13 protein-coding genes and 1 pseudogene are annotated in these 15,431 nt (G+C 57.4%); all 14 read left to right on the top strand.

Annotated elements, in window-relative coordinates:
* Positions 1-95: 95 nt before the first annotated feature.
* The 14 genes and pseudogenes from J5276_RS24045 (at position 96) to J5276_RS30745 (ending at position 15,280) form a co-directional block, all read left to right on the top strand.
* Positions 96-1,574, top strand: coding sequence for an NAD-dependent succinate-semialdehyde dehydrogenase (locus tag J5276_RS24045; protein ID WP_025594823.1), 1,479 nt, complete (start codon positions 96-98; stop codon positions 1,572-1,574).
* 14 nt (positions 1,575-1,588) lie between these two features.
* Positions 1,589-2,992, top strand: a complete 1,404-nt coding sequence (locus J5276_RS24040; RefSeq protein WP_035200479.1) for an aspartate aminotransferase family protein — start codon at positions 1,589-1,591, stop codon at positions 2,990-2,992.
* Between the two features lie 159 nt (positions 2,993-3,151).
* Positions 3,152-4,600, top strand: coding sequence for a PLP-dependent aminotransferase family protein (locus tag J5276_RS24035; RefSeq protein WP_209159681.1), 1,449 nt, complete (start codon positions 3,152-3,154; stop codon positions 4,598-4,600).
* 68 nt (positions 4,601-4,668) lie between these two features.
* Positions 4,669-5,688, top strand: a complete 1,020-nt coding sequence (gene eutB, locus J5276_RS24030) for a hydroxyectoine utilization dehydratase EutB (protein WP_162694926.1) — start codon at positions 4,669-4,671, stop codon at positions 5,686-5,688.
* Positions 5,685-6,698 (top strand): ectoine utilization protein EutC, encoded by a 1,014-nt coding sequence (gene eutC, locus J5276_RS24025; RefSeq protein WP_111796492.1) that lies wholly within the window; start codon positions 5,685-5,687, stop codon positions 6,696-6,698. Before eutB ends, eutC begins: the two co-directional genes overlap by 4 nt.
* Entirely contained in the window at positions 6,695-7,873 is a 1,179-nt protein-coding gene (doeA, locus tag J5276_RS24020; RefSeq protein ID WP_111796493.1) for an ectoine hydrolase DoeA, read from the top strand. The genes eutC and doeA overlap by 4 nt, the downstream gene beginning before the upstream one ends.
* A 3-nt stretch (positions 7,874-7,876) precedes the next feature.
* Positions 7,877-8,890: a N(2)-acetyl-L-2,4-diaminobutanoate deacetylase DoeB gene (gene doeB / locus J5276_RS24015; protein ID WP_111796494.1), complete on the top strand. Its 1,014-nt coding sequence runs from the start codon at positions 7,877-7,879 to the stop codon at positions 8,888-8,890.
* 60 nt (positions 8,891-8,950) lie between these two features.
* Entirely contained in the window at positions 8,951-9,802 is an 852-nt protein-coding gene (gene ehuB, locus J5276_RS24010; protein ID WP_004431450.1) for an ectoine/hydroxyectoine ABC transporter substrate-binding protein EhuB, read from the top strand.
* Positions 9,803-9,862: 60 nt separating this feature from the next.
* A complete protein-coding gene (gene ehuC, locus J5276_RS24005; RefSeq protein WP_019566767.1) occupies positions 9,863-10,528 on the top strand; it encodes an ectoine/hydroxyectoine ABC transporter permease subunit EhuC in 666 nt (221 codons plus the stop codon).
* A gap of 12 nt (positions 10,529-10,540) precedes the next feature.
* The gene (gene ehuD / locus J5276_RS24000) at positions 10,541-11,233 is read left to right on the top strand and encodes an ectoine/hydroxyectoine ABC transporter permease subunit EhuD (protein ID WP_004431448.1); all 693 of its coding nucleotides are present in this window, start codon (positions 10,541-10,543) and stop codon (positions 11,231-11,233) included.
* Positions 11,230-12,009, top strand: coding sequence for an ectoine/hydroxyectoine ABC transporter ATP-binding protein EhuA (gene ehuA, locus J5276_RS23995; RefSeq protein ID WP_111796495.1), 780 nt, complete (start codon positions 11,230-11,232; stop codon positions 12,007-12,009). The genes ehuD and ehuA overlap by 4 nt, the downstream gene beginning before the upstream one ends.
* 208 nt (positions 12,010-12,217) lie before the next feature.
* Positions 12,218-12,742: a GNAT family N-acetyltransferase gene (locus J5276_RS23990; RefSeq protein WP_111796496.1), complete on the top strand. Its 525-nt coding sequence runs from the start codon at positions 12,218-12,220 to the stop codon at positions 12,740-12,742.
* Positions 12,743-13,055: 313 nt separating this feature from the next.
* Positions 13,056-13,202 (top strand): annotated as a pseudogene (locus J5276_RS30820) (IS3 family transposase); the annotation flags it as partial.
* A 233-nt stretch (positions 13,203-13,435) separates the two neighbouring features.
* Complete coding sequence (locus J5276_RS30745; RefSeq protein ID WP_111796498.1) at positions 13,436-15,280, top strand: flagellin; 1,845 nt, start codon at positions 13,436-13,438, stop codon at positions 15,278-15,280.
* Positions 15,281-15,431 lie beyond the last annotated feature (151 nt).

Below are 15,431 nucleotides of genomic sequence, written 5' to 3'. Positions count from 1 at the left end.
AAATAAGCGAAATTCCGGCTTGAACGATATAATTAACGCAGTCAACCGCTCAATGCGCTTGATTAGTCTCCCTGTAAATCTACCGGGAGCTCCATATGAGAAGTATTGCAAGCACTGCATTAAAAAACCTGCGGCGGCCCGATTTGATCGAGCGACGCGCTTTTCTCCATGGCAGTTGGGCTGCTCGCGATGAAACGCTCAGTGTCATTGATCCGGCGACCGGAGAAGATCTCATCGGTGTGGCGGCATGTTCGCTTGAGGATGCGGATGATGCCGTCAGTACCGCGAAAAATGCCTTTCCAGATTGGCGCGACAAACTTCCAACCGAACGCGGGCAGATCTTGCGCGAATGGGGCAAGTTGATGCGCAACAACGCGCATGATCTCGCCGTCATAATGACGGCCGAACAGGGCAAACCACTCTCGGAATCGCTTGGTGAAATTGCTTACGCTGCCAATTTCCTTGATTGGTTTGCCGGCGAAGGCGAGCGCGCCTACGGCGAGACGATACCGAGCCATTTGCCCGACAGCCGTGTCTCGGTCCAGATGCAGCCGCTAGGCGTCACCGTGGCCATCACGCCGTGGAACTTTCCCTCTGCTATGATCACCCGCAAAGCGGGCGCAGCGCTTGCCGCTGGCTGCACAATGATCGTCAAACCGGCGCCTGAAACACCCCTCTCGGCGCTCGCTTTGGCAAAGCTCGCTGAGGAAGCTGAAATGCCCGCCGGCGTATTCCAGGTCATCACTGGTCACGCCGCACCACTTGCGCATCGCCTGTTGCAACACACCGATGTGCGCGCATTTTCCTTTACCGGCTCGACTGAAATCGGTCGTATTTTGCTGGCGCAATCGGCGGCGACCATCAAGAAGGCCTCGCTGGAACTTGGAGGTCACGCGCCCTTCATCCTGTTCGACGACGCCGATGTCTCCAAAGCCGTAAAAGGTTGCATCGGGGCGAAATTCGCAACATCGGGGCAGGACTGCCTCGCTGCCAACCGGATTTACGTCCAGCGAGGTATTTATGACCGCTTCGTCAGTCAGTTCGGCAAGGCAAGTGCCGAACTCAAGGTCGGCCACGGTTTCGAGGCTGGCATCGATATAGGGCCGATGACACGCCCCTCCGTCGCTGAAAAGTGCCGCAAGCAAATCGCGCAGGCCCTCTCTGCCGGTGCACAGCTCATCTGCGGCGGGCAGGACAGTCCGCTCGGCGGCAATTTTGTCACCCCGACCGTGCTGGCCGATGTCACAGACGACATGCTGATCGCGCGGGAGGAGACCTTCGGTCCTGTGGCCGCGATCTTGCCATTCGATGACGAGCGGGAGGTCGTGCGACGCGCCAACTCGACGGAGATGGGGCTTGCGGCCTATCTCTACACCAACGATCTCGGCCGGGCGATGCGTCTGACGCATCAACTGGAATATGGCATGGTAGCCGTCAACACGCCGAAATTTACCGGCGCGCCCGTTCCCTTCGGCGGCTGGAAACAGTCCGGCCTTGGTCGTGAGGGCTCGCGTCATGGTCTCATGGAATATCTCGAACCCAAATATGTCTGCTTCGGCAACTTAGCTGCGTGAAAAGGAACTCGCCTATGACAATCGACGTCAAGAATATTGCGGAAATGGATCGAAACGCCGTTTTGCACCCTTTCACGCAGCTCAAGGATTTTGCCAGCGGCAAACTCGGCGAGCCCACCATTGTCGAAACCGGCAAGGGCATCCGCATTCAGGACGCGCACGGCAAGCAGTTGATCGACGGTTTCGCCGGTCTTTATTGCGTTAATGTCGGTTATGGACGTACCGAGGTGGCTGAGGCGATTTCACGCCAGGCCTACCGCCTTGCCTATTATCATTCCTATGCCGCCCACACGACGGATGAGCTGGCCATCCTTTCCGATCGCCTCGTCAGAATGGCACCAGGCAAAATGAGCAAGGTCTTCTACGGCATGTCAGGGTCAGACGCCAACGAGACACAGGCCAAGCTCGTTTGGTATTACAACAATCTGCGCGGCAAGCCGCAAAAGAAGAAAATCATCTCCCGCGAACGGGGATATCACGGCTGCAGCGTGGTTTCCGGCTCAATGACCGGCATGAGTTTTTATCACGACCATATGGACCTTCCACGGGCCGGCATCCTGCATACAGGCGTTCCGCATCACTATTGGGGCGCAGAAGCCGGTGAGACGGAGCTGGAATTTTCGAGGCGGCGCGCGGAAGAGCTGGACGCGCTTATTCTGCGCGAAGGACCGGACACGATTGGTGCATTCATCGCCGAGCCGGTGCTCGGAACGGGCGGTATCACACCGCCGCCGGAAGGTTACTGGCCGGCCATTCAGGAGGTTCTCAAAAAATACGATATCCTGTTGATTGCCGATGAGGTTATTACCGGCTTCGGCCGCACGGGTTCGATGTTTGGTTCACAGCATTATGGCATTGAGCCGGATCTGATCACCGTCGCTAAAGGCCTGACCTCGGCCTATTTCCCGCTTTCCGGCGCTATCGTCGGGGAGAAAGTCTACAAGGTGATGGAAGAAGGCGCGGATCGCGTCGGCGCCTTCTCCCACGGCTACACCTATTCCGGCCATCCTATCGGAGCGGCGGCTGCAAACGCCGTGCTCGACATCGTCGAAAAGGAAGACCTGCCAGGCAATGCACGAGCCGTTGGCAGCTATTTCCAGGAACAACTGAAGGCGAAGTTCGCCCAGCTTCCGATCGTCGGCGAGGTGCGCGGCGTGGGACTGATGGGCGCTATCGAATTCGTGGCGGACCGGGAAAAAAAGACGCGTTTTGCCCCTCAACTCACGGTGGGTGCACGCGTTTCCAAGGCAGCGCGCAACGGCGGTCTCATAGCACGCGCCATGCCGCATGGCGATATTCTGGGCTTTGCACCGCCGCTCGTTACGACCCGGGAGGAAGTCGACGAGATCATCGCCATTGCTGAAGCCGCTGTCCGCAGTGTCATGGATGATCTGGTCCAGGCCGGCGAGAAAATCTGATCGGCAGCTTCAGTTTTCAACGTCGCAAATGCTGCTCATTTCGACGGCAACTGCGCCTCTTTGCAGCGCAGTTGCTGTCTGCGCTGCATAAGGCTTCATCTTTTCATAGAAGCATGCATAATGTCATGAAATTACCTTCGTCGAAAACGAGACAATTTCATGCGTCGTCAAGCCAATTCACCCAGCCCAGATCCAGTTTCCCCAACGAGACCGGTGGCATGGCGACCGACGCTAGCCAAGCAGAAAGGCGAAACGAAACATTCCGCACTGACGGAACGCCTCATTGCTGATATCGACGCCGGCGTTCTGAAGCCGATGGACCGCATGCCGACACACCGCGATCTGGCCCGCGAACTCGGCCTTTCTGTCCAGACGGTCAGCCTTTCCTACAAGGAGGCGGAGCGGCTTGGTTATCTCAGCGGCGAAATTGGCCGTGGAACCTTCGTGAAGACGCGGGTGACGGAGCGGGCAGGTCGCATGATGCTTGATCACAGCCCAACCGAGGTGCTCGATCTATCCATCATCCGCGGCGTTTATCTCGATGACCATGAAAATGCCTCGCGCGCCATTCTTCGCGAGATGGCCGATGGTGACAATTCTGGCTTCATGCGCCCCTGCCGGCCGGTCGCGGGGCTCGAGAGCCATCGCGAAACGGCCAGAACATGGCTTGGCATGATGGGCGTGACCGCCGGTCCGGAACGCATTCTTGTCACCAATGGCGCGGCGCACGGCATTTTTCTCGCTCTGAGCTGCATTATCCGCTCTAATGACGTGGTGCTCTGTGAAAACCTGACCGACCACGGCATTATCGGCCTGTCTAATATTCTCGGCTTCAGCCTAAAGGGCTTACCCACCGACGAAGAAGGCATTTTGCCCGAAGCGCTGGAGGCCGCCTGCGCAGCCGGAGGTGTCCGCGCTCTGGTGCTCATTCCCACGCTTAACAACCCGACCGGGCATGTGTCGGGCGCAGCGCGAAGGCAGGCCATCGCCGCAATTGCCGAGCGGTACGGCATTTTTGTCATCGAGGACGAGGTCTACCGTCCGATGATCGAGGATGATCTGCCATCCATCACCGAAATGCTGCCTGATCTGGGCTTCTTCGTCACCAGCTTCACCAAGACAGTGTTGACAGGGCTGCGCGTCGGTTATCTCGTCGTGCCACCCGCCTATTCCATCCGCGCCGCCTCCATTCTGCGAGTGTCGAGCTGGAGCGGGACATATCTCACGGCCGAGATCGCTACCCGTTGGGTCGAAAACGGAACGGCACGGCTGCTGCTGGATGTCCAGCGCACCGAGGCCCGTGCGCGGCAGAAAATCGCCATGGACATACTGGGCCACCATATAGGGTCGACCCACCCCCTCTCCCTCTGCGCCTGGCTGAAGGTTCCGCGGCGCTGGACGGAGGACGGACTGGTGCGCGCGCTCACGAACCAGAACGTCGCGGTAACCCCGTCAGAACCATTTATTGCCGGTCCTAGCCATGGCGGCGGCATTCGCATATGCCTCGGCGGCCGCCTCAATCATGCAAGCCTCGCCAGGGCTTTGACCATCGTGCGGCAGACATTCGAGCAACTGCCGCCGGTCTACGATATCGGGTCAATCGGCTGAAGTTGCCAGCCGAAAATCATTGAATCATTACAATATAATAATTGACATGATTTTATTTCGCTCTCAACATGACAATCATGAAGAGCGAAAACCTGTCCATATCCGCCGCCGACAACTTGCTCCCAGTCTCACTGACCGCGATAAAGCGAGCGGCGGCGCGGCTTGCGGGACAGGTGGAGCGCACACCGCTGGTTCGCTCGGACTTTCTCACTGAGCGCTGTGGTCATCCCGTTCATCTCAAACTTGAAACCCTTCAGCCCATCGGCGCCTTCAAACTGCGCGGCGCGATGAACGCCATTCTCTCGCTAGACGATACGACGCGCCAGCGTGGCCTCGTCACCGCCTCGACGGGCAATCATGGCCGGGCCGTGGCCTATGCCGCAGACAAACTCGGCATCCCCGCCACAATCTGCATGTCGGCGCTGGTGCCGGCAAACAAGGTGGAGGCGATCCGCGCGCTCGGCGCGGAAATCCGGATTGTCGGCAGATCACAGGATGATGCGCAGGAGGAAGTGGAGCGCCTGACCAAAAGCAGAGGCTTGACCGCTATCCCGCCTTTCGATCACGCCGACGTCGTGGCTGGCCAGGGCACTATCGGCCTCGAGGTCGTCGAAGACATGCCTGAACTGGCGACAATTCTCGTTCCTCTATCGGGCGGTGGCCTTGCGGGCGGTATCGCCGTTGCGGTGAAGGCGCTGAAGCCGGAGGCACGTGTCATCGGCGTTTCCATGCAGCGGGGCGCGGCCATGCATGCGTCAGTCACTGCCGGGCGGCCCGTCACCGTCCAGGAAGAAGAAACGCTGGCGGATTCGCTGGGAGGGGGGATTGGATTGAAAAACCGGATCACATTTGCGCTCTGCCAATCTCTTCTCGACGAGATCGTGCTGGTATCCGAGGAAGAGATCGCAGCCGGCATCCGCCATGCGACGCATGAAGAAGGTCTGACGGTCGAGGGTGCCGGCGCAGTCGGTTTCGCGGCGATCCTCTTCGGCAAGGTGGACATCACCGGCCCAACCGCGATCATCGTGTCGGGTGGAAATATCGATCCGGCGGTTCACAAGACGATCATCGAAGGGCCTGCTGCATGAGCCAAATCACCATCCTAACCGAAAAAGATCTGCGCGCTGTCGTGAAGCTCGACCTGTCGGCAGTCGAGTGCGTGGAGCAGGCCTTTGCAGCGCTCGCAACCGAAGCGGTCGCCATGCCGCCGATCTTGCGGCTCGATATACCAGAGTTTCGTGGCGAGGTGGATGTAAAGACGGCTTATGTGCCGGGTTTTGACGGTTTCGCCATCAAGGTCAGCCCCGGCTTTTTCGACAATCCCAAGCTCGGTCTGCCGAGCCTCAACGGGCTGATGATCCTCTTCAGCGCAAGGACCGGACTGGTGGAGGCCCTTCTTCTCGATAACGGCTATCTCACAGATGTGCGTACCGCCGCAGCCGGGGCGGTCGCAGCACGGTATCTCGCCCGTGAAGATGCTTCCGTCGCAGCAATTTTCGGAGCGGGCATGCAAGCCCGTCTGCAGTTCGATGCGCTGAAACTGGTGCGACCCATTCAATCCGCACGCATCTGGGCTCGTGACCATCAAAAGGCCGAGGGGCTCGCAGGCGATCTGGCCCGCCAACACGGTATCGAGGTCATCGCCACGGCCGATCCGCAGACCGCTGTCCGGGGCGCCGACATCGTCGTGACCACGACGCCAGCCGAAAAGCCGATACTGTTTGCCGGCTGGCTTGAAGAAGGCCAGCATCTGACGGCCATGGGATCGGATGCCGAACACAAGAACGAGATCGATCCGGCCGTATTTTCCAGGGCACGCTATATCGCAGACCGGCTTTCGCAGACCCGAATCCTCGGTGAATTGCACCACGCTATCGCCGCGGGGCCTGTCACGCTGGATCAAGAATTCGCCGAGCTCGGTGCTGTCATCGCTGGCAAGGCACGCGGTCGCGTATCGAGGGGCGACATCACCTTTGCCGATCTGACCGGCACCGGAGTGCAGGACACCGCCATCGCCAATCTCGCGTTTACCCGCGCAAAAGACGGCGGCAGCGGCCAAATCATCGAAAACAGTGTGAAAATGGGAGACGCAGCGTGAGCGTAACGCTGAACTTTACGCGCGAGGAATATGCCGCGCGCCTGTCCAAAACCCGCGACGCCATGGAAAAGGCAGGCATCGACCTGCTTGTCGTCACCGACCCATCCAACATGCATTGGCTGACGGGCTATGACGGCTGGTCCTTCTATGTCCACCAATGCGTGCTGGTGCCGCCGCAAGGCGAGCCGATCTGGTATGGCCGCAAGCAGGATGCCAATGGCGCCAAGCGCACCGCCTACCTCGCCCAGGACAACATCATCGGTTATCCTGACCACTACGTTCAATCGACCGAACGGCATCCAATGGATCTGTTGTCGAAGATCGTCGATGACCGGGGCTGGTCAGGCCTGTCGATCGGCGTCGAGATGGACAATTACTATTTCTCGGCTGCTGCCTTTGCATCCTTACAGAAACATCTGCCGAACGCCCGCTTCAAGGATGCCGCCGGTCTTGTAAACTGGCAGCGAGCGGTCAAAAGCCCGACCGAACTCGACTATATGCGCAAGGCCGGCAAGATCGTTGAGCTGATGCACAAACGTATCGTTGACGTAGTCGAGCCGGGCATGCGCAAATGCGATCTCGTCGCCGAGATCTACGATGCCGGCATTCGTGGCACCGCGGAATTCGGCGGGGATTATCCCGCGATTGTACCGTTGCTCCCGTCGGGTGCCGATGCTTCTGCTCCGCATCTGACATGGGACGACAAGCCGATGCGCTTGGGCGAAGGCACCTTCTTTGAAATCGCCGGCGCTTATCGCCGTTATCATTGCCCGCTCTCTCGCACTGTCTTTCTCGGCAAGCCGACGAAGGCGTTCCTTGATGCGGAGAAGGCCACGCTTGAGGGCATGGAGGCCGGTCTTGCGGCTGCCAAACCCGGCAATACCTGCGAAGATATCGCCAATGGGTTTTTTGCGGTGCTGAAAAAATACGGGATCATCAAGGACAACCGAACCGGTTATCCCATCGGCCTCTCTTATCCGCCGGACTGGGGCGAGCGCACCATGAGCCTGCGCCCCGGCGACCGCACGGAGCTGAAGCCCGGTATGACGTTCCATTTCATGACCGGTTTGTGGCTAGACGACATGGGGCTCGAAATCACCGAGAGTATCGCCATTACCGAAACGGGTGTCGAATGCCTCTCCAATGTGCCGCGGCAACTGTTCGTGAAAGGCTGAGAGATGTTAAGCACCGCGCTACGCCCCTCACCTATCACGTCGTCGGTCGATTTTGACAAGAAAGGCGTGCAGCACGGTCATCTGCGGCTACCATACAGCCGCGATGACAGTGCATGGGGGTCGGTAATGATCCCGATCTGCGTGATCGCCAACGGCGAGGGGCCGACAGCCCTTTTGACCGGCGCCAATCACGGCGACGAATATGAGGGGCCGGCCGCACTCTTCGAACTTGCCCACACACTCGATCCAGATGACGTCAGCGGGCGTATCATCATCGTGCCGGCACTCAACTATCCGGCCTTTCGCGCGGGAACACGCACCTCGCCGATCGACCGCGGGAACCTCAATCGCAGCTTTCCCGGTCGTCCGGACGGTTCCGTGACGGAGAAGATCGCCGATTACGTGACCCGCCATCTGTTACCGCTTGCGGATATCGTTCTTGATTTTCATTCAGGCGGCAGGACGCTTGATTTCCTGCCTTACGCTGCCGCTCACGAATTACCCGACAAGATACAGGAAGCCCGGTGCTTTGAGGCGGTGGCAGCTTTTGCTGCCCCCTATTCGATGAAGATGCTGGAGATTGACGCCGTCGGCATGCTGGACACGACGGCCGAGGAACTGGGAAGGGTCTTTGTCACCACCGAGCTTGGCGGCGCGGGCACGGCCAGTGCAAAATCGATCGACATCGCCCGCAAAGGTACCATCAACCTGCTGCGCCATGCAGGCATCCTGACCGGCGCCGCGGTGCCGACGCCGAGCCGCTGGCTGGATATGCCCTCCAACGATTGCTTCACCTTTGCCGAAGATGACGGGCTCGTCGTCTTCGTCCGCGATCTCGGAGACACGGTCACGGCAGGTGAAACCATCGCCAGGGTCTACCCTGTTGGAAAAACCGGTCTTGCGCCGGTCGAATACCGCGCCTCTATCAGTGGCGTGCTCGCAGCGCGCCACGTTCCCGGCCTCATCAAGGCCGGCGACTGCCTTTCCGTCATCGCCACGGTCACGGAGAATAACTAGTCCGAAGAATGAAGTGAGATCCGAAAACGGACCACGCAACCCAACCAGAGGAGTTAGAACATGAATATGACAAAACTCGCCGGGCTTTCCGCCCTTGCTCTTTCCATTAGCGTGACAGCGGTCAGCGCACTCACCCTCGAGGAGGTGAAGAAGCAAGGCTACATTCGCGCAGCGACTGCCAATGAAGTGCCCTATTCATACATGCAGCCCGACGGCACCTCTGCCGGCATCGGCCCCGATGTCGCAAATGCAGTTCTGAAATCGATGGGCATCGAAGAGGTCAACTGGACGGTGACCCCATTCGGCACGCTGATCCCCGGGCTGAAGGCGCGTCGCTTCGATTTCGCAGCCGCCGAACAGAACATTTCGCCCGAGCGCTGCAAGCAGGTGGCCTTCACCGAACCGAACTCGTCCTATGGCGAAGGCCTGCTGGTGAAGAAAGGAAATCCTAAAAAGCTGACCACCTATGCCGATATTGCCAAGGATCCTGCATTGAAGGTCGCCGTCGTATCTGGCGCCAACAATGTAGACTTCCTGCGCGCCGTCGGCGTCAAGGAAGATCAGATCGTCTTCATCCCGGCCAATGCAGATGCCATCCCCACTGTCCAGAGCCGCGCCGATGCCTATGCCGCCACGGAACTGACAGTGTCAGAACTGGCCAAGGGCCAGGCCAATGTCGAGCAGGTGAAGCCCTTCGTTGATCCTGTCGTGAAGGATGCGCCTGTGCGCAACTACGGCGGTTTCGCTTTCCGGCCGGAGGACAAAGAATTGCGTGACGCCTTCAACGCCGCGCTCGTCGAATTCCGCAAGACCGACGACTACAAGAAAATCCTCGCAAAATACGGCCTCTCCGAACAGAGTATCGCGGCAGCGGCCGAAAAGAAGGTCGCCGATCTCTGCGCCGGAAAATGACGCCAGCCGGCGCCCGGGCATTACCGGGCGCCGATTACCATGAACTCGGGAACACTCCAGATGGACATGACCGCCTACCTGCCGATGTTGTGGCAAGGCGCCGTCGTCACCATGACGATTACGCTCGCAGCCCTTGTTGTTGGCACGGTACTCGCCTTTTTCTTCGGCATTCTTCGCGTCGAGGGTGGACCAATCCTCTCGACTGTCGCATTGTGCTACACGGAGGTGTTTCGCGGCACCTCGCTGCTGGTCCAGCTTTTCTGGTTCTATTACGCGCTGCCGCTCGTCGGTCTGAGTTTCGATCCCGTCACCACCGGCGTCATGGTGCTCGCCGCCCATGCGGGTGGATATGGCGCCGAGATCGTTCGCGGCGCGTTATCTTCCGTTTCGGTGCAGCAGCTGGAAGCCGCACGAGCGCTGAACTTCACGCGGATGCAGACGCTGTTTCGCATTTCCTTGCCGCAGGCGATCGTCGAGATGATGCCGTCCTTCGGCAATCTGGCCATCGAAACGCTGAAGCTTTCCTCACTCGTATCGCTGATCTCGATTGCCGACCTCACCTTCGCGGCACAGTCGATCCGCAACCTGACGCTGGATAGCACCAGCATCTATTCGATCACACTCCTCTGTTATTTCGCGATGTCGCTGATCCTGATGGCCATCATCCGGGTGATCGAACATGTCGTGCGGCGCGGCAATGTGTTTCCGCGCACTCGCCATTCGTAAGGATATTCAGTCATGATGTATGGTTACGAATGGGACACGACCACCTGGATCACCTACACGACCTCGATCCTGCCCATCATTTTGATCGGCCTGACGGTAACGCTGAAAGCAGCCGCCGCCGGCTTTGCCATCGCGCTTATTCTGGGGCTGGTTTTTGCGCTGCTGCGCCGCAGTCGGGTGAAATTGATTTCCTGGCCGACCGCAGTTGTTGTCGAATTCCTTCGCGACACTCCGCTTCTGGTGCAGCTTTTCTTCCTCTACTACGTTCTTCCGGAATTCGGCATCGTTCTGCCGGCGTTTCTCACCGGCGCGCTGGCGCTCGGCCTTCAATATGCCGCCTATACGTCTGAGGTCTATCGCGGCGGCATGGAGGCGGTGCATCATGGCCAGTGGGAAGCCGCGACTGCGCTTAATCTGACGCGCATGCAGACGTATCGGGATATCATCATCCCGCAGGCCATCCCGCGCATAGTTCCGGCCATGGGCAACTATCTTGTCGCCATGATCAAGGAAACGCCGGTGCTTTCCGTCGTCACGGTTCTAGAGATGATGGGGCTGGCAAACATGATCGGCGAGCGCACCTTCGAATATCTGGTGCCGCTGACGCTTGTCGGCCTGATCTTCCTTCTTCTGACCATAATCTGCTCAGCAGGCCTCAGCCGCCTGCAAAGGGCGCTTCCAAAAGCAGGAATACCCTTGCGATGACAAACAACACCAATCAGCCTCTGATCGAATTTTCCGATGTCACAAAGCGGTTCGGCATTTTGACGGTCCTCGACCAGTTCAATTTCACCGTGGCAAAAGGCGAAAAAGTCACTCTCATCGGTCCTTCCGGCTCCGGTAAGTCGACGGTTCTGCGCATTCTCATGACGCTGGAACCGTTCCAGGAGGGAAAGCTGACGCTGGCGGACATTTCCTACCATCAGGCCGGCGGCAAAGGCCCCTTCCAAGCCTCGGAAAAACACCTGCGCCAGATCCGTAACCACGTCGGCATGGTTTTTCAGAGCTTCAACCTTTTCCCTCATATGACGGTGCTGCGCAACATCGTGGAGGCGCCGGTGCGTGTACTGGGCATTGCCCGGCCGGAGGCAGAAACACGGGCAATCGAACTCCTGAAGATGGTCGGCCTGGCTGATAAGAAGGATCACTATCCAGTGCAGCTTTCTGGCGGCCAGCAGCAGCGTGTCGCCATTGCCCGCTCTCTTGCCATGCGCCCGCGTGTCCTGCTTTTTGACGAACCAACCTCCGCCCTAGACCCCCAGCTGGTCGGCGAAGTGCTTTCCGTCATCCGTGGCCTGGCCCACGAGCACGATTTGACCATGTTACTTGTTACCCACGAGATGCGTTTCGCTCGGGAAGTGTCGGACCGGGTCTGCTTCTTCGACAAAGGGCGTATTTGTGAGCAAGGAACGCCAGAAGAAATCTTCGGCGCACCAAAGGAAGAAAGGACCCGCGAGTTCCTGTCATCAGTTCTCAGGTAACAGCATTCTCACAGGCGCGAGAAACAGCCAACCATGAGGCAGCATTACGACGCGTCGTTTTCCTTGTTCAATCGGGTCAGTTACAAACGGTGTGGGGCCTCCAAGATATCGTGCATGACCCGGGTTAATTGACATCATGTCACCTCCTGATTTTTGGTTACGGCCTGATACCCGATCGCAAAAATTCCTGAACACACTGGAGTGTCACGTGCCCCTCATTACAACGACCGAACGGCTGCACATACGCGAAATCGTGGAGGCCGATCTCGCTTTTCTCGCCAGGATTTATAGCGACGCCGTCTGTATGCAATATTATGCTGGCATCAAGTCGCATTTAGAGACGCGCGCATGGTTTGAGCAACTCGCGTTCGACAGCTACAATCGCCATGGCTTCGGTCTATGGGCCGTTGTCGATGCAACATCGAACGAGGTCATCGGTGATTGCGGGATTACGCTACAGCAAACCCCTGCGGGGTTCGAGCCTGAAATCGGGTATCATTTATGGCGCGAATTCTGGGGACAGGGTTTTGCAACCGAGGCGGCGATCGCCTGCCGCGACTATGCTTTTCAAAATCTTGGTCTGCGCAGAGTGGTCAGTATCACCAGCTCGGACAACATACCCTCGCAAAAGGTTGCGCAACGCGTGCACGACAGGAAAGAAATCTATCAGAAACGGCTCCGCGGTACCCTCGTGGATCGCTATCTCTATATCAGCGAAAAATGCTATCCCTAACAACCGGCGTTATCCATCGCGGACGTCACTCAGGCTCTATGATCTGCCCGCGCGGTAAATCAGCTCCCTCAGCATGGCGCAGGAATACGACCAGCGGTCATCCTCGCGCTTGAATTCCGGGTCGGACATCGCCGCGATCTCATGGAGGTAATTAGGTTTCAGCCACAGAAGGAAACATCCTGCGACGCCCTACCGACGCGCGAAGTCCTCCTCGGCAACCACAGCGGTGCCGTAGACCTAGCCGGCCTTCTTGGCGTCTGAAGACGTTCCGATGGAATTCGATTTAAATTTTGAATAAAGGAATGCTGAGAGCGCTACCTCACTAGACGCCGAGGGAGAGTGGCGCGGCAACGTCTTCGTCGAGCGCCTCTGGCGGCCGATCAGATACGATAAGGTGTACCTCCACGCCTACAAAACCTGGTTTGATGTCCGCGTTTGTATCGGTCGATCGCTGACTTTTGACAAACCCTAAGCCCACATTCATCCCTTCCATGAAAACGGCAGGATCAGGCTTACTCCAACGCGCGATGACAGCAATGATGGCGGCAGCATACATCCTGAGAGCGAAAACGGGAGGAGGCTGCTAGTCCTGATAACACATTGACAACGTTTCGTTAACCATCCAAATGCTTGTATTAGTACATTAAAAATTGCTCATGAAGAGCCCGATTCTAGCAAATTCTGAGCTTGTACATGGCATCAATCCTGACCAACAGTGCAGCCATCTCTGCGCTGCAAACCCTTCGCTCAATATCTTCCAGCTTGGAGAGTTCCCAAAAAGCTGTGTCATCTGGGCTACGGGTGGTAACGGCTTCCGACAACGCGGCATATTGGTCAATTTCAACAACCATGCGCTCCGACAAGGGTGCACTCTCTGCGGTTCAAGACACACTTGGTCTTGGCGCGGCAAAGGTTGATGTTGCTTACGCGGGTATCGATTCAGTTATCGCCGTGCTGGACAAGTTCAAATCAAAGCTTGTCGCTGCAACCGACGAAGGTGTGGATAAGACGAAAATCCAGACGGAGTTGGATCAACTAAAAAAGCAGATTGTCAGCACCGCAGAATCCGCGAGTTTCAGCGGTCAAAATTGGCTGAATACCAACATCATCGACATATATGACAGCGCGTTGAATAGATCGTCGGTCGCTTCTTCGTTCGTGCGCTCGGCGTCCGACGTCTCCGTCAAAACGATAGGTATCGATCTTTCGAAGATATCGCTCTTTAACAGCACGGGCGGCGGGCTGCTTCAGGCAGACGCGCGGGACATAAAAACAATCGGCGGACTTCGATCCTTGATATCCACGTCGAATCCTGAGGCTATCGTGAGCGACTATACAGCGTATGACGGCGTTGATGGATCTTCGGGATATATGGTTCCCCGATATGAATTGGGAAGCGCAGGCACTGTTTTTCTGAAGTTCCCGGCTGCAACACCTTTGGACTTCAATCAGCCAGGAGCTGAGATCAGCTTTACAATCATCCTGGACAAGGAGGCTTCCAATCCAGATGGTCATGCCGGGGCTACTGGCAACATCCAGGAACTTCCCGGACCCTATTATGGTGGTTACCCCGCAACCGTCACCATTACCAAAGCAGATGTCGATGCCTACAATGTCGGGCTAGGCGGGATCGTCTCTACGAATACCCAGTTTGCCGGGGTGCTCAACGCAAAGCTCGTGTCACTTGGTGCGTCAGCATCGGCTAACCGATTGACAGGCTCCCCTCCGATCCACGATCCAGAAGCGATAGCAATCACGACGCTTCAGCAGCACGGATACGGCTCCTATGTCGAGATCTCCGCCGTCAACAGCGTTGGCGTCAGTACAGGCGGCCTTCAGCCAGACCTCGATTTCGGATTTCGTGGCTCAGGCGTCGCGCTGAACTTCGAGCCATTTATCGTTCATAGGGATGGAAAGGACGAAGCCGGCATCGATGTTAGCTTCACATTTTCAGTGAACGGTTCTTCACCTGTTTCCTATTCGTTTAACCGGCACTACGTGAATGAAGTGCTGAACCGCGACGACGGCAAGGTCTCGTCGCCAGAGGACATGGCTACTCTAATGCAAGCCTTACTCGGCACAGACTGGCCAGATCTCATTATTCAAGCTGACGCCGGGTCGGTTGTCATCAAGTCAAATCCAGATGTGGATAGACAATGGGGTGCTGGAACAAGAATCAACTTTGATAATATCCGGGTTAGCAACGAACCACGCTCCACCCTGAATTTACTCGACCTTGACATCGTAAAGAACCACGATCTGATCGATACCTACATAACGTATATTGAAAATGTGACAGCCAATTCGATTGACGGCGCAGCTATGCTCGGAGCAATTCAAACCCGCATTGATTTTCAAGCGGGTTTCGCCGCAAGCCTCTCAGATTCGATTAGCAGGGGAATTGGCCGCCTGGTGGATGCGGATATGAATGAGGAATCGATCAGGCTGAAGGCCCTTCAAACCCAGCAGCAGCTCGGTGTTCAATCGCTACAAATCGCAAACAGCCGCTCGGAGACCATCCTCGATCTATTTCGCTAGTTCCGGGTCGATAGATTGAAAGTCGCCGCGCCGCTGTGGTTCAATTGGCCCGCCCCTCCCAAACAGTCGCAAGGTGTTCTCCTGATTGATACTTTAGATAGATTGCAAATATCAGTCGCAAGCGATAAAAAATGCCGCCGCGCGTCCCCTG

This window comes from Agrobacterium sp. S7/73, from assembly GCF_019355535.1.
GTDB lineage: Bacteria > Pseudomonadota > Alphaproteobacteria > Rhizobiales > Rhizobiaceae > Agrobacterium > Agrobacterium tumefaciens.
The sequence above is the reverse complement of the archived record's forward strand: the minus strand, read 5'-3'. Positions and strand labels throughout refer to the sequence as shown.

What these genes read in the sequence shown, in the direction of transcription:
- J5276_RS24045 (WP_025594823.1), top strand. Translation starts at nt 96, where the DNA reads ATGAGAAGTATTGCAAGCACTGCATTAAAAAACCTGCGGCGGCCCGAT.
- J5276_RS24040 (WP_035200479.1), top strand. Translation starts at nt 1,589, where the DNA reads ATGACAATCGACGTCAAGAATATTGCGGAAATGGATCGAAACGCCGTT.
- J5276_RS24035 (WP_209159681.1), top strand. Translation starts at nt 3,152, where the DNA reads ATGCGTCGTCAAGCCAATTCACCCAGCCCAGATCCAGTTTCCCCAACG.
- eutB (WP_162694926.1), top strand. Translation starts at nt 4,669, where the DNA reads ATGACAATCATGAAGAGCGAAAACCTGTCCATATCCGCCGCCGACAAC.
- eutC (WP_111796492.1), top strand. Translation starts at nt 5,685, where the DNA reads ATGAGCCAAATCACCATCCTAACCGAAAAAGATCTGCGCGCTGTCGTG.
- doeB (WP_111796494.1), top strand. Translation starts at nt 7,877, where the DNA reads ATGTTAAGCACCGCGCTACGCCCCTCACCTATCACGTCGTCGGTCGAT.
- ehuB (WP_004431450.1), top strand. Translation starts at nt 8,951, where the DNA reads ATGAATATGACAAAACTCGCCGGGCTTTCCGCCCTTGCTCTTTCCATT.
- ehuC (WP_019566767.1), top strand. Translation starts at nt 9,863, where the DNA reads ATGGACATGACCGCCTACCTGCCGATGTTGTGGCAAGGCGCCGTCGTC.
- ehuD (WP_004431448.1), top strand. Translation starts at nt 10,541, where the DNA reads ATGATGTATGGTTACGAATGGGACACGACCACCTGGATCACCTACACG.
- ehuA (WP_111796495.1), top strand. Translation starts at nt 11,230, where the DNA reads ATGACAAACAACACCAATCAGCCTCTGATCGAATTTTCCGATGTCACA.
- J5276_RS30745 (WP_111796498.1), top strand. Translation starts at nt 13,436, where the DNA reads ATGGCATCAATCCTGACCAACAGTGCAGCCATCTCTGCGCTGCAAACC.